This window comes from Flavobacterium algoritolerans (genome assembly GCF_030010385.1).
Taxonomy (GTDB): domain Bacteria; phylum Bacteroidota; class Bacteroidia; order Flavobacteriales; family Flavobacteriaceae; genus Flavobacterium; species Flavobacterium algoritolerans.
This window is the reverse complement of sequence record NZ_JASCRZ010000003.1, coordinates 181675-197516: the sequence shown is the minus strand read 5'-3', so window position 1 is coordinate 197516 and position 15842 is coordinate 181675. Positions and strand designations below refer to the sequence as shown.

Below are 15842 nucleotides of genomic sequence, written 5' to 3'. Positions count from 1 at the left end.
TAGTACTGAATGTCTTCGAGTAACTATTATAAATAAAAACCTTTTTTATTTATAATTAAAATTTGTTATATTTAACACTTATTAGAAATTAATAGGTATGAATAAAGACAAACCTTCCTATGACGATTTACTCAGTAAGATTGAATACCAAGAATCAGAAATAAATCGTTTATTAAAAAAAGAACAGTCCGCTAGTAATTTTGATTTCTACCAAAAAGGATCTCAGGATTTAGCTTGTATTGCTGGTTTTGATGGTTTTTTTAAAGAGATTAATCCAGCTTTTATAAAAATATTAGGGTATTCGGAAGAAGAGTTACTAACTAATCCCATTTTAACATTTATTCATCCGGATGATATTGCTAAAACAAGTCAGGAGACAATATTGTTAACTCAATCTCAATCATCGGTTAATTTTGAAAACAGATACGTAAGTAAAAATACTAATGTTGTAACCATACAATGGACAATTACAGTCTCTCCCAAACAAGAATTTGTATATGGAATAGGTAGGGATATTTCAGAAATAAAAAAAAATCAAGAAAATTTAATCTCGAATGAAAAATTATTAAATGAAGCCCAAAAAATCGCCAAGATGGGGAGTTGGGAATTTAATTTATTAACTAAAAAAATGATTTGGTCTAAGGAATTGTATTCGATTTATGAAATTGAAATGAAGCCTGACCAAAATTTGTTTCAAGAATTTTTAAATCTTTTTTCTAAAGATGATGTGGCATTTTTTTTATCTAAAATAGATCAATCTATTTTAGATAAAAAACAATTTGAAGTAGAACAAAGTGTCATATTATCAACTAATAGAAAAAAATGGGTACATGCTATAGTGATTCCATTGATTGATAATAATGGGAACGTTTTTGCATTAAGAGGAAATACACAGGATATCACTCTAAAAAAACAAATTGAGGAATCTGTAAAAGATCAAGAAGCCGCAGTAATAAAACATAAGTTAAAATTAATTGAGGAAGAAAGCAATACTAAATTTAAGAATTATATAGAGAATGCTCCTGATGGAGTTTTTGTGATTGATGGGCAGAGAAACTATATAGAAGTTAATGAAGCTGCAATTCAATTAACAGGTTATTCTGAAGAGGAACTTTTAAAAATGAAATTTGGAGATTTGTCTTTAAATGATCAATTCGAACAGACAATTAATAAATTTGAAGTGCTCCAAACGAAGGGGATTATTAAAGGAGAAATAAAAATTCGTCATAAGAGCGGAAAAGTGATATGGTGTTTTGTTGATGCGGTAAAACTTTCTGAAAACAGATTTCTTGGATTTGTTAAAAATATAACTGAAAAGAAAAATTCAGAGGAGAAGATTGCACAAAGCGAAAGACGCTTCAAAGCCTTATTAGAAAACAATCAAGATATTGTATCCTTAGTAGACGAGAATTTAAATGTTCTTTTTCGAAGTCAATCAGGAAAGAGAATTACAGGTTGGTCTCATGATGAGTTTCAAATAATATCAGCAATCGATTTTGTTCATCCGGACCATCTTGCAAGTGTTCAAAAGTTTATGAAGGATGCGATTTCAAATCCGGGTGTTCCTATCCCTATTTCACTTCAGGTGAAACATAAAAAAGGGCATTATATCTGGATGGAAGGTTTTGTTAATAATTTGTTGCATGATCCAGAAATAGCTGGTATTGTAACAAACATGCGAGACGTTACGGAGACTAAAAAAGCGCAAGAACTGCTCAAAGCCGAAAGAGATAAGTTTTCTAAAATTGCCGAAACTTCGCCTGGATTAATCTATTCCATGCGTCAAAACAAAGATGGCAGCTTATGTTATCCTTATGCCAGTAATGCCATTGAGGAAATCTATGGTTTTACTTTTGAAGATATAGAGAATGATGCCGATAAAATTTTTAATCTCATTCATCCCGAAGATGTAGATTTTGTTATGAAAAGTATTATTAAAACCAAGACAAAATTAATTCCTCTCAAAGGAGAATACCGTTATTTTCATCCAACAAAAGGAATGGTTTGGCATGAAGTAAATTCTTTACCGGTGGTAGAGCCTGAAGGAACAGTAATTTGTCATGGAATTATTACAGATGTTACCGAAAGAATTTTGGCAAAACAGAAAATCCTTAAAGCCAATCGACTTTACTTGTTTATCAGTCAAATAAACCAAATGATTGTTCGCACGACTGATCAAGAAACCTTGTTTAGAGAGGCATGTACCATTGCGGTGGATTTAGGTAAGTTTAGAATGGCTTGGATAGGACTAATAGACGAAAGGACACATGACGTGTTTCCTGTAATGATTGCAGGAGATGATAAAGATTATTTTTCTAAAATTAAAACGATTTCAATAGATGATAAACTGGAAGGAAGCGGTCCAACTGGTCGTGCCACTAGAGAAGGTGAATCGGTTATTTGCAATGATATTGAAAACGATTCTATGATGCGACCTTGGAAGAAAGAAGCATTATTACGCGGATATTTATCATCAATGGCGGTTCCAATAAAAAAATTCGGAAAGGTAATTGGTGCTTTTTCTTTTTATGCGGATGAAAGAGACTTTTTTGATGAAGAGGAAATTGCTTTATTGGAGGAAGCAACCGGAGATGTTGCTTTCGCATTAGAAATTTTTGAGAAAGAAGCTTTGCGCAAAAAAAGCGAAGAAGACATATTTGAAAGTGAGCAAAGATATCATACACTGACTGAAGTTTCTCCTGTAGGAATTTTTCGTACAGATGTAACAGGCTATACAACGTATGTTAATCCATATTGGAGCCGAATTTCCGGATTGTCATTTAAGGAAGCCATAGGTAATGGCTGGTTTACTGCGGTTCATGAAGAAGATAAAAAAACATTATTTGAAGGATGGGAGAATGCATCAAATAATCAAGAAATATCATTATCAGAGTATCGCTTTGTGCGTCCTGACGGTTCTATTGCTTGGGTGATGGGACAAGCAATACCCGAGAAAAATGCAAGAAACGAAATTATAGGGTATATTGGTACAATAACGGATATCACGGAACGTAAAATTGCAGAAGATCTAATTTTAAAAGAAAAACAGCTTTCAGAAACAGTAATTAATAATCTTCCGGGCGTTTTCTATCTCTATGACGAATTTGGGAAATTTGTCAAATGGAACAAAAATTTTGAGGATGTAACAGGGTATGATGAAGGGGATATAGCCCAAATGAGTCCACTTGATTTCTTTGATAAAGAAGAAAAAGAAAAAGTTAGAATAAGAATAAAGACAGTATTAGAAAATAGTTTAAAACGAGTTGAAAATAAATTGCTGGGAATTGAAATTGAGTTTTATACAAAAGTAAAAAATAAAATCCCTTATTATATCAATTCCCTTGCCATCGAATATGAAGGCAAAAAATGTATACTGGGAATGGGCTTAGATTTAACTCAAATTAAAAAAGCAGAAGAAAAAATCAGGATTGCTAATGAACGATTTGAGCGAATTTCAGTTGCTACAAATGATGCCATATCAGAAGTTAATTTGTTGACCGGTCAAAGTTGGAATAATAAAGTTTTTATAGATCTTTTTAATTTTGGAAGTAATGAACCAAGTAATGTGAATAATACCATTATATGGAGATCAAGACTTCATCCAGACGATAAAGAAAGGGTTATAAAAAAACTGGAAGATGTTTATGCAGGAACTTCAAATACTTGGTCAGATGAATTTCGTTTTTTGAAAGGCGATGGCAGTTATGGTAATTTTTATGATCGTGCCAGTATTATTAGGGATGAATCAGGTAAAGCAATTCGATACATAGGCTCGATGCTTGATATTACTGAATTAATCAATGTAAAAGAGCAATTAATAAACAGTGAGGAAAAATACAAAAGCCTAATAGAACAAGCTTCCGATGCTATTTTTATTAATGATGTTTCTGGAAATTTACTCGAAGTAAATGATAGTGCCTGCGTTATGCTAGGATACACTAAGCAGGAATTGTGTACAAAAAACTTAACAGATTTGTATACTAAAGAGGAGCTCGTAGCCAGACCCATAATGTATAAAGAATTGCTAAATGGTGAGCAAACCTTGATTGAACGCAAGATGCTTCACAAGAATCAATCATTTATTTCTGTGGAAATTACGGCTAAAATGATTAGTGACGGGCGTATAGTAGCGATAGTAAGAGATGTCAGTGAACGTAAGAAAATAGACGATGATTTTAAGAAAATGCATAAAAAACTGGAAGCTATACTTGGAGCCATTCCTGATTTGTTGTTTGAAGTAGACCTAAAAGGTCAAATTTTTAACTACCATTCTCGTCGAGATGATTTATTGGCAGTGCCAGCTAATCTATTTCTAGGAAAAAACTTTACTGAGATATTGCCCTCTGATGCCGCGAATTTGTGCCTGTCAGCTATAAGGGAAGCTTCAGAAAAAGGATTTTCAGCAGGAAGACAGTATTCACTACAAATAGAGACCGGTTTGCACTGGTTTGAACTTTCTGTAGCACCTATGCAGGAAAGCATAGATCATGATATACATTTCATTTGTCTTTCCAGAGATATTACCAACGCGAAACAATCTGATTATGCTCTTTTTAAAAGCGAGGAGAGATACCGTGGTTTGTTAAATAATCTAGATGCAGGTATTGTAGTCCATTCATTAGATACTTCAATCATTGTAAACAATCAAAAGGCTTCAGAATTATTAGGTGTAACTGATGATCAAATGAAAGGTATTACCGCCTTCGATCCGTCCTGGAAGTTTTTGAATGAAGACGGCTCTGTAATGCAGTTTGAAAATTATCCAGTAAACCAAATTGTAGCTAATAAGAAAGCAATCAAGAATTTAAAAGTTGGGGTCAATCGTCCTATAAATAAAGATGTTGTATGGCTTTTAATTAATGGATTCCCTGATATTGATGCTAATGGTACTATAAATGAAATTGTAATTAGTTTTATTGATATCACAGAGCAAAAATTGATGGAAATGGAACTTATAAGCGCCAAGGAACAGGCTGAAGGAGCTAATAAAGCCAAAACAGATTTCCTTGCTAACATGAGTCATGAAATACGAACTCCATTAAACGGTATAATTGGTTTTACTCATTTATTAATGAAGTCAGATCTGAAAAAAAATCAGTCAGAGTATATGACTACGGTTAATGAATCAGCGACATCATTGATGGAAATTGTTAACGATGTTTTAGATTTTTCTAAAATTGAATCTGGGAATTTAGAGTTAGATATTGAAGAAGTGAATCTTTTTAAATTGACAAATCAGGTAATTGATTTATTTAAATTTCAAGCAAATCAAAAGAAAATAGATTTAATACTTCACATAGATAAAAACGTTCCACAATATATTCATGCTGATTCTGTAAGGTTGAAGCAAATACTGGTAAATCTTTTAAGTAATGCCATAAAATTCACCAATTTTGGAGAGATAAGATTGGATATTAATGAAATAGAGGTTTCAGATAAAAAATGGTCAACCATAAAGTTTTCTGTAAAAGATACCGGTGTAGGAATAAAAACAGACAATAACGAGAAAATATTCAATTCATTCGTCCAAGAAGACAACTCTACCAATAGAAAATTTGGGGGTACTGGATTAGGGTTAGCTATTTCAAATCAGTTATTAGCCTTAATGGACAGTAAATTGCATTTAATCAGTAAATATGGAGATGGAAGTGATTTCTTTTTTGTGGTAAAATTCAAAAAGGCAAATCATAAAAAAATTGCAGATATATTATTGGCAATGACAATTCAAGCAGAGGTCATTACTCCACTGCATATTTTGAAAGATAATAAAGTTTTAATTGTTGAAGACAACAAGATTAATATGCTTTTAGCCAAAACATTAGTCAAAAGAATTATCACTAATTGTACTATTTTTGAAGCAAAGGATGGTAATGAGGCTGTCGAACTTTATAAAAAAGAACAACCAGATGTGATTTTGATGGATATTCAAATGCCAAATAAAAATGGATATGAAGCAACAGACGAAATTAGGCAATTAAAAAATTCTGAAAGTATTCCAATTATAGCAATAACCGCCGGAATAATGGTTGGTGATAAAGAAAAATGTTTTGAAGCAGGGATGAATGATTACTTGCCTAAGCCAATAATTCAGTTGGATTTAGAAAAAGTATTATACAAATGGCTGACTAAAAGTTAGTTGTATGTTTAAAATTTCATAAAAAAGGTGTTCTATAAAGTTCACCTTTTTTTATGAAATTTAATTTTTTAGAATCTATAAAGGAATATAAATTTTTTCTTTTTTATGGAATGTTTATTTATTTAGTTTTGTGTTTATTTGTAGAAAAAATATTTTTTGCCTATATTTAACATGTTTTACGATTTTTTTTAGTTAATTATTTTAATTAAAAATAATATATTATCAAAAAATATTGAAATGTGTAATTGAGATAAGTGTTAAAATTTAATTTATTTTAAAAAAGAATAAACAATTGTTAAATTAAAAGTGATTTTTAAGTTATATGTAACAAGTTTTCTAATCATTTTTACTTTTGTAAAAATGTAATTTTAAAAAAGAGTAAACCTGCCGCTCAATAATATTCAAAGTTAAAAAAAACAATTATTGAAACAAAAATCCAACTCAACTAATAAAAGATAGAAATTCTAATTTCGAGATGATAAAAAATGATCAAATCAGCCAAGGGGGAGGCAAAATTCTTGATTTGAAACTAAATTCAAGCTTGTCTATTGCCGATAACAGTGATCTTCCAATAGTTGGTATTGGAGCATCAGCAGGCGGCCTTGAGGCATTAGAATTGTTTTTTAAAAATATGCCAAATAACCTCGGCTTGGCATTTGTGGTTATTCAGCATCTAGATCCTACACATGTTGGAATTATGCCTCAGTTGTTGCAAAGAATGACACTAATGAAAGTTTTACAAGCAACTGATTCGCTCAAAGTAAAACAAAACACGGTATATGTAATTCCTCCTAACAAAAGTTTATCAATATTAAACGGAAAACTACATTTGTTTGTACCTATTGAATCTCGTGGGTTGCGTTTGCCAATAGATTTTTTTTTCAGGTCATTAGCATTGGACCGTATGGAGAAAAGTATAGGAATCATTCTTTCTGGAATGGGATCTGACGGAAGCTTAGGACTTAAAGCTATTAAAGAAAAAAACGGAGTTGTACTTGTTCAAGATCCAGCCTCGGCAAAATTTAATAGTATGCCTAGCAATGCAATAGATGCCGTTATAGCAGATGTTGTTGCTCCAGTTGAAGAATTGCCCGCAAAACTAATTAACTTACTCAAATATTTTCCTAAAATAAATACCGATTCAGAAGTACTCACTAAAACGAAAAGTAGTATTGATAAGATTATAATTTTATTGCGCGAGCAAACAGGACATGATTTTTCTTTGTATAAAAAAAACACTTTGATTCGCCGCATCGAAAGGAGGAAAGGAGTACATCAAATCGACAAAGTACAATCCTATGTTCGTTTCTTGCAGGAAAATCCCAAAGAAATCGAGTTGCTTTTTAGAGAATTATTAATAGGTGTAACAAGTTTTTTTAGAGATACTGCTGTTTGGGACAAACTTAAAGAAGATGTTATTCCAAATCTTTTGAAAGAGTTACCAAACGGATATACTATTCGAGTTTGGGTTTCGGCTTGTTCTACCGGGGAAGAAGCGTATTCTCTGGCGATTGTTTTTGAGGAGGCCCTAGAAAAAATAAGAAAGGAAAAAAATATTAAACTCCAGATTTTTGCTACTGACTTAGATGTATTCGCCATTGAGAAAGCTAGAAAAGGTATTTTCCTGTCTAGTATAGTCAAAGAGATTTCTTCGGAACGGATTAGTAAGTTTTTCACTGTTGAAAAATCAGGATATCGCGTGAATACTTCCATCAGAGAACTGATTGTATTTGCACCGCATGATATTATTAAAGATCCTCCTTTTACTAAATTAGATATGTTAACTTGTCGTAACATGTTGATATATATGGAATCTCAATTGCAAAATAAATTAATAACGCTATTTAACTATAGTCTTAATTCTGGTGGTATAATGGTACTTGGAACTGCAGAAACGATAAATAGCAGTATAAATGGATTTGAAGTAATTGATTCTAAATTAAAAATTTTTAAACGTACTTTAAAATCAGTAGCTCCTGAATTTACTAACTTTCCAAGCTCTTTTCCACAAACAAAAAAATTAACTACTGATGCTATGAAAGAAACTAAGGTTGTTGAAAACATACAAACTCTTACAGACCAAATTTTACTTCAACGTTTTTCACCTGCAAGTGTATTAGTTAATAGTAAAGGAGATATTATTTATATTACCGGAAGAACAGGGAAATATTTGGAACCAGTTGCCGGTAAAGCAAACTGGAATGTGCATGCTATGGCACGCGAAGGCTTAATCAATGAATTACCTGGAGCTTTTCGAAAAGCTTCAGAAAGCTTCAGTCCTATAAAAATTGATAATGTCAAAATAGTGGAGGAGGGAAAATTTCATTTTGTAAATTTAACAGTTCAACAAATTGAAAGTCCGGAGGCAATTAAAGGAATGATTCTATTGGTCTTCAATGATGTAGTTGTAGATTCAGAAACAGAAATAGGTTCTCCAAAACAAAAAAAGCAATATGTTTCCGGAAAACAGAAAGAACTCGAAGCCGAATTGATACGATGTAATGAGGATTTAAACAGCTTTCGAGAAGAGATGCAAACTTCTCAGGAAGAATTGAAATCGACTAATGAAGAATTGCAATCCACCAATGAAGAGCTGCAATCTACTAATGAAGAACTAACCACTTCAAAGGAAGAACTACAAAGCTTAAATGAAGAGCTACAAACAGTTAATACTGAACTTCAAAGTAAATTAATTGATTTTGAACAGGCCAATAATGACATGAAAAACCTGCTCAACAGTACTGAAATTGCCACTCTTTTCTTGGATAAGGAATTAAATATTCGAAGATTTACGGATCCGGTAACCAAGATATTTAAATTAAGACCAATTGATACTGGAAGGCCTTTTACAGATTTAGTCTGTGATTTGAATTATCCTGATATGGTAAGCAATGCTCTTGAAGTAATTAAAACATTGACTTCTGTTCAAAAAGAAGTCGTTACAAAAGATGGTGGTAGGTATTATTATGTAAGGATAATGCCGTATCGTACGCTGGACGATCGTATTGATGGAATCGTTATTACTTTTACGGATATCACAACTGCAAAACTTGCCGAAGAATTTCTAAAGATGGAAAATCAATACCGTCGTTTATTTGAATCTGCTAAAGATGGAATTCTAATTCTTGATTTTGAAACAGGAAAAATAATAGACGTAAATCCGTTTTTGGAAGATATTTTAGAGTATTCCCATGAACAATTAATTGAAAAATCTATCTGGGAAATAGGTTCTTTGAAAGATTTTGTAGCCAATAAAGATAAGTTTTCAGAATTGCAAAAAAAAGAGTTTGTCCGTTATGAGAATTTACCGCTGGAGACAGCTAAGGGAAAAAAAATTAATGTTGAGTTTGTAAGCAATGTGTATCTGGTCAATAATAAAAAAGTGATTCAATGCATTATCCGGGATATTTCGGATCGTGTTTTTGTCCAAGATGCATTGGTCAATACTGAAACCAGATACGAACATCTATTTGAATCGGTTAATGATGGTGTTTTATTTGTTGATGCCGAAACCGGGAAAATAAATGCAATCAATCCTTTTTTAGCAGATTTAACAGGCTTTTCAAAAGAAGATTTTATTGGAAAAGAAATCTGGTCAGTTAATTTTTTTAAAGATAATATCCTAAGCAAAGAAAAATTTATAGAATTAAGTCAGAAAAAAATGTTTAGTTCTCGTTACATGAAAATTGAAACGGCAACTAAGAAAAGTATCAATATTGAACTGGTTAGTACGATGTATTTTATTGGTAATCAAAAAAATATTCAAATTTTTATACATGAAATTCTAGTGTAAAAAATGTAATGAGCATATAATTTCCAATTGTAAACAAGAATAAAAGTATTTTTAAAAAAGTAGTACTCATGGAAAATATTAGAAATAAATCAGAAGCTCAAATAATCCTGAGACAGAAAGCAGAGGAATTGCAACAACAAAATCATTCAATAACTGATTCTAAACTTTCAGAAGTGGAAACATTAAAACTGATCCATGAACTAGAAGTGCATCAGATAGAATTGGAGATGCAAAAGGAAGAACTGATTCTTGCGAAAGAAGAAGCCGAAATGGCTATGCAAAAATATACTGAATTGTATGATTTTGCTCCTTCAGGTTATTTTACACTAACAAATTCAGGAAAAATAGCACAACTCAATCTTACCGGTTCCCAATTATTACAAAAAGACAGGTCAAAATTAATAAACAGTCAATTTGGTTTTTTCATTTCAGATGATACAAAGCCAATCTTCAATGAATTCTTAAGTAATGTTTTCCATAGTAATAGAAAAGAATGTTGTGAAGTAAAACTGTTTTTAGAGAATAATTTTACTATAAATGTTTACCTCACAGCAGTGCTTTTTGAAAATAGAAATGAAGCTCTAATTACTGCGGTGGATATTACACAACTCAAATTGACAGAATGTGCTCTGAGAGAAAGCGAAAAACGGTACAGAGAATTATTAAACAATCTTGATGTTGGGATTATCTTGCATGATAAAGACAATTCGATAATTTTTTCTAATCCTAAAGCTTCGGAATTGATAGGGTTAGATAAAGATCAGATGAATGGGAAACAGATTTTTAATCCTGATTGGGAATTTATAAAAGAAAATAACAAGCCTTTGACTCCTGATAACTATCCGGTAAACGAAATTCTGAATACTAGAAAACCTGTAAAGAATTTCATAATTGGAATCAAAAAAAACGAGAGCGATTCCATTCAATGGCTTTTGATAAATGGTTTTCCCGTATTTAATAATTTAGGTGAAATAGCAGAAGTTGTGATCAGTTTTATTGAAATTACGGAGCTAAAAAAATTAGAAATTGAATTGATTATAGCCAGAGATCAAGCAGAAGCAGCGAATAGAGCAAAATCTGGTTTTTTAACTAACATGAGCCATGAGATAAGGACTCCACTAAACGGAATTATTGGTTTTACGGACTTGTTGATGAAAACTAATCTGGATAAAAATCAGGCCGAGTATATGGATACTGTTCATGAATCAGCTATAATATTAATTGAAATTATCAATAATATTTTAGATTTTTCAAAAATTGAATCCGGTAAATTAGAATTAAATATTGAGGAGGTTAATCTTTTTGATCTCGTTCATCATGTAGTCGATATTTTTAAATACCAAGCAGAAACAAACTGTATAGATTTAATAGTAAATATTGATGCAACGGTGCCTAAATATGTTTTAGTTGATTCTGTTCGATTGAAACAGATTCTTGTGAATTTAATTGGTAATGCGATGAAATTTACAAAAGAAGGTTCTGTTGCGTTAAATGTTACTGCAGTTTTTTCAGAAAATGAAAATCAATGTCATTTGAAATTTTTGGTTAAGGATACTGGTATTGGAATAAAAGATGAAAATCATGAAAAAATATTCCAATCCTTCATACAGGAAGATAATACAATTACGCGAAAATTTGGAGGAACAGGTTTAGGATTGGCTATTACAAACCAGCTTTTAGCTCTAATGAACAGTAAGTTAGAACTGAATAGTCATTTTGGCGAAGGAAGTGAGTTTTTCTTCACGGTTCAATTAGAAAAATCAAATCATAAAAATAACTCAAAAGATTTTAATGATTATGCTGAGGTAGAGGAAGAGATTCCATCAATTAAAAATTTATCAAACAAGAAAATATTAATTGTCGAGGATAATAAAATCAACATGCTATTGGTAAAAACATTACTTAAATCAATACTTCCAGGGAGTACAATTTTAGAAGCATCTGATGGTAAAAAAGCAATTAAACTGTATAAAAAAGAGAAACTGGATTTAATTTTAATGGACATTCAAATGCCACATAAAAATGGTTATGAAACTACTGCCGAAATTAAACAGCTAAAGAAATACAATAATATTCCCATAATTGCCTTAACTGCAGGAATAATGTTAGGCGAAAAGGAAAAGTGCTTAGAATCAGGAATGGATGATTATATTTCGAAACCCATTATACGAGCTAACTTAGAAAAGGTGCTTTTTAAATGGTTAAAAAATTAATTTTTTTTATCTAAACCACTGTTTTGGTTTGTACTCAAGTTTTTTTAAACCAAATTTTTTGATAGCATGTTTTTTAAGATGCTCAATCAATTCCTCAACGGAGTCAGTTATAAATAAAAGGCTCATATCCTCGGGACTGATGCTCTCATTTTGTGACATGACTTGAATGTGATGGTACAGTTCTTTATGATATTCGGTATCAAAAATTACTATAGGGAAATTATTAATTATTTTATTTTGAATCAGTGTCAGCGCTTCAAATAATTCGTCCAGCGTGCCTATTCCTCCAGGCATGACAACAAATGCATAGGAATATTTTATTAAAATAACTTTCCTCACAAAAAAGTACGGAATGTAAATCCATTTGTGCAAATAGGGATTTGGTTTCTGTTCAATAGGAAGCACAATATTAGATCCCACTGAATAACCTCCTGCTTCATAGGCGCCTTTATTTGCGGCTTCCATAACTCCTGGACCGCCACCTGTCATTACGGTAAAGCCTAATTTGGCAATTTCGGCACCAATTTTTTCAGCACTTTTGTAATGTTCTGTTTCCGGACCAAATCTGGCTGAACCAAAAACAGTAACACAAGGACCAATAAAATGCATTTTTTGAAAAGCTCTAATGAAGTTGTATTGGACTTTGAAAGTAAAAAAAAGATTTTTTAATCGTGTCAAAGGTCCTCTTACAAATAATGATTCAGATTTTGAAAGTCTGTATTGGCGTGGTTTTTCCATAGTGAGCCTAAGTTAGGAAAAATAACAATTAAATTCTGAAAGTATAAAACAAAACTTAGATGATGCTTTTTTTGAAAAAAAATGTGTTGCCAAAAGTTCAATAATCACTCCCAAAAGTAACTGCTAAGCTGCAAATGCTTTGGGTTATTTATTGCTTTTTTTCCAAAATAGTTTTGATGATTTCCTCTTTGGATACTACACCGGATTGTCTCCATAATTGTTTTCCGTTTTGGAACAAAATCATCGTTGGAACACCTCGAACCTGATACTGACTTGAAATTTGCTGGTTTTTGTCCACATCAATTTTGATGATGGAAACATTATCACCTAAGCTGTCTTTTACTTCTCTCAAAATGGGACTGAGCATTTTGCAAGGTCCACACCATGTGGCAAAAAAGTCTACTAAGACCGGTTTGTCTGAATTGATAATCGTAGCGAAATTATTCATCTTTATTGTATTTATTGTTAGGAATAGTACAACCATTAGAACCACAACCCAAATTAAAAATGACCTGAATGAAGAAAAATAGTCCAAAACCAATGAACATCCACTCTTTTAAAATATAGGCTTGAGCGAATAAAAATAAGGCAAACACCAGACAAACCCAGCGCATAAGATGCCAATTTGTAAATATTAATGCTTTCATTTTTTTCGAAAAAAAGAATTTAATTTTACGGATTTATTTTTTTGATTTTATACTTCTCATCATAAGAAATAACGTCTTGCAATACTTCGATTGCAATTTCATTTTTACTGACAATTAATAATTCAGCAAAGTTACTGCTGATGCTTACATTTAATACACCGTCAATTTTGGTTAACTTTTTTGTGATGGTTTCCATACAGCCATTACAGGTAATTCCTTCAAATTCATATAAATTAACCACTACCTGATTATTCTTTTTTAATTCGAAAAACAATTCAGAATTCGCTCTTGGTGCAATTGAATTTTCAGAAACATCCATTTTCAAAAAGTCAAAAGCAGCTGTAAAAAGCAGTTCATATTCTTCTTTGCTTCCGCCAAAAGGAGGACCGGATTCAAACATTCTATTGAACAATAATCCCGCCAAAATTCCTTCATCAGCCAAAAGTTGATGCATTTTCCAAACGTATTTTTGACGCATTGTTGGAGGCAAAGCACAGAAAAAAGTTTGCTCAAGAACCAAATCATAGTTCCCTTTATGTTCAAAGAAATCACCCAGTATGATTTGAATATTAGGATTGTTTTTGAACTTTTCTCTTAAAACTGCCACAGGTGTTGCCGCAATATCTATAACGGTTAGGTTTGTAAAACCTTGTTCCAAAAGATATTCGGCTTCATAACTGTTTCCACAACCGGGAATCAAAATACTGCAATTTTTATCGGCAATCGTATCTACATATGTTTGTATGGGTGGCGATACTTTGCCTAAATCCCAACCGGTAGTTTTGGCTTCGTATTGCGATTCCCAATAAGATGCGTCTAGTGGTTTATCGCAGGAAACTACACAACATTTTATATCTTCCATAATTTCATTTTTTTTTAATTGCTTTTATTTCAAAACTTTACTTTGGCAAACAAAATCAGTTTTTGGAACAGTCGTTTTTGCAATAGCATTAAAGCCACCTTCAATTTCTGTAAAATTTCTAAAACCGCGAGCTTCCAGTATCGAAGCCGCAATCATACTGCGGTATCCGCCTGCACAATGCAAATAAAAATGTTCTTTTGGATTTATATCTTTTATCCATTCATTTATTACCGCTAAAGGCTTGCTGTAGGCTTCTTCAACATGTTCCGCATAATATTCACTTTCTTTACGGATATCGATTATTTTGCTTTCGCCAATTTTTACTGCTTCAGCAAATTGTTCGGATGTGATTCTATGTACGGTATCAACTTCTTTTCCGGCTTTTGCCCAAGCATTAAAACTACCATCAAGATGGCCAATTAAGTTGTCAAAACCTACACGGCTCAAACGTGTTACTGTTTCTTCCTCTTGACCCAGTTCACAAACAATTAAAATAGGTTGTTTTACATCGGCAATTAAAGCACCTACCCAAGGAGCAAAATCACCATTAATTCCAATGTTTATGGATTGAGGAATAAATCCTTTGGCAAATTCACCGTTTTTTCGAGTATCTAGAATTAAGGCTCCGGTTTCTTCGGCTGCCACTTCAAACTCTACTACAGATAACGCGCGCATTCCTAAATGCAATACGTTTTCAAAACTGTCATATCCTTTTTTATTCATCGCCACATTCATTCCAAAATAGGCTGGAGGAGGCAATAAACCCTCAGTTACTTCTTGTATAAATTCGGCTTCAGTCATATTGGCACGCAACGCATAATTTGTAGCTTTTTGGTCGCCAATAGTGGATACTGTTTCCTTACTCATATTTTTTCCGCAGGCACTTCCCGCACCGTGAGCCGGATAAACAATAACATCATCGGCCAAAGTCATCACTTTTTCTCTTAAAGAATGAAATAAAAGCCCCGCTAATTGCTCTTGTGTCATGTGTGCCGCTTTTTGGGCTAAATCCGGTCTTCCTACATCTCCAATAAATAAAGTGTCTCCAGAGAAAATGGCATGGTCTTTTCCGTTTTCATCAATCAATAAAAAAGTAGAGCTTTCCATGGTATGTCCAGGAGTGTGCAATACTTTTATTTTGATGTTTCCAATGGAGAATTCCTGTTCGTCTTTAGCAGAAATACATTCAAATTCACAAGTTGCATTTGGACCATAAACAATTGGAGCGGCGGTTTCTCTGCTCAAATCAACGTGACCAGAAACAAAATCAGCATGGAAATGGGTTTCGAAAATGTATTTTAATTTTACGCCATCTCTCTCCAATCGGTCCAGATAAGGTTGGGTTTCACGTAGCGGGTCAATAATTGCCGCTTCGCCATTTGAGGTTATATAGTAAGCACCTTGGGCTAAACATCCCGTATATATTTGTTCTATTTGCATGATTGCTTTTTTT

At 32.4% G+C, this 15842-nt stretch carries 8 protein-coding genes; 3 read left to right on the top strand and 5 right to left on the bottom strand.

What is annotated here, in order from left to right; translation table 11 throughout:
• Positions 1-97 precede the first annotated feature (97 nt).
• The 3 genes from QLS65_RS08630 to QLS65_RS08620 all read left to right on the top strand — a co-directional run bounded on the left by QLS65_RS08630 (position 98) and on the right by QLS65_RS08620 (position 12142).
• Positions 98-6136, top strand: coding sequence for a PAS domain S-box protein (locus QLS65_RS08630; RefSeq protein WP_282716792.1), 6039 nt, complete (start codon positions 98-100; stop codon positions 6134-6136).
• 475 nt (positions 6137-6611) lie between these two features.
• The gene (locus QLS65_RS08625) at positions 6612-9929 is read left to right on the top strand and encodes a chemotaxis protein CheB (protein WP_282716791.1); all 3318 of its coding nucleotides are present in this window, start codon (positions 6612-6614) and stop codon (positions 9927-9929) included.
• A gap of 68 nt (positions 9930-9997) precedes the next feature.
• Positions 9998-12142, top strand: coding sequence for a PAS domain-containing hybrid sensor histidine kinase/response regulator (locus QLS65_RS08620; RefSeq protein ID WP_282712048.1), 2145 nt, complete (start codon positions 9998-10000; stop codon positions 12140-12142).
• 6 nt (positions 12143-12148) lie between these two features.
• Here QLS65_RS08620 and QLS65_RS08615 read toward each other — a convergent pair whose 3' ends face one another.
• From QLS65_RS08615 to QLS65_RS08595, 5 genes are all read right to left on the bottom strand, one after another.
• Positions 12149-12880, bottom strand: a complete 732-nt coding sequence (locus QLS65_RS08615; RefSeq protein ID WP_282712047.1) for an LOG family protein — start codon at positions 12878-12880, stop codon at positions 12149-12151.
• Positions 12881-13028: 148 nt separating this feature from the next.
• Positions 13029-13328 (bottom strand): thioredoxin, encoded by a 300-nt coding sequence (gene trxA / locus QLS65_RS08610; protein ID WP_099715796.1) that lies wholly within the window; start codon positions 13326-13328, stop codon positions 13029-13031.
• Positions 13321-13527 (bottom strand): hypothetical protein, encoded by a 207-nt coding sequence (locus QLS65_RS08605; protein WP_282716789.1) that lies wholly within the window; start codon positions 13525-13527, stop codon positions 13321-13323. The genes trxA and QLS65_RS08605 overlap by 8 nt, the downstream gene beginning before the upstream one ends.
• 25 nt (positions 13528-13552) lie before the next feature.
• Entirely contained in the window at positions 13553-14389 is an 837-nt protein-coding gene (locus QLS65_RS08600; protein ID WP_282716787.1) for a methyltransferase domain-containing protein, read from the bottom strand.
• 24 nt (positions 14390-14413) lie between these two features.
• On the bottom strand, positions 14414-15829 hold the full coding sequence (locus tag QLS65_RS08595; RefSeq protein WP_282716785.1) for an MBL fold metallo-hydrolase: 1416 nt from the start codon (positions 15827-15829) through the stop codon (positions 14414-14416).
• Between the last annotated feature and the right edge of the window lie 13 nt (positions 15830-15842).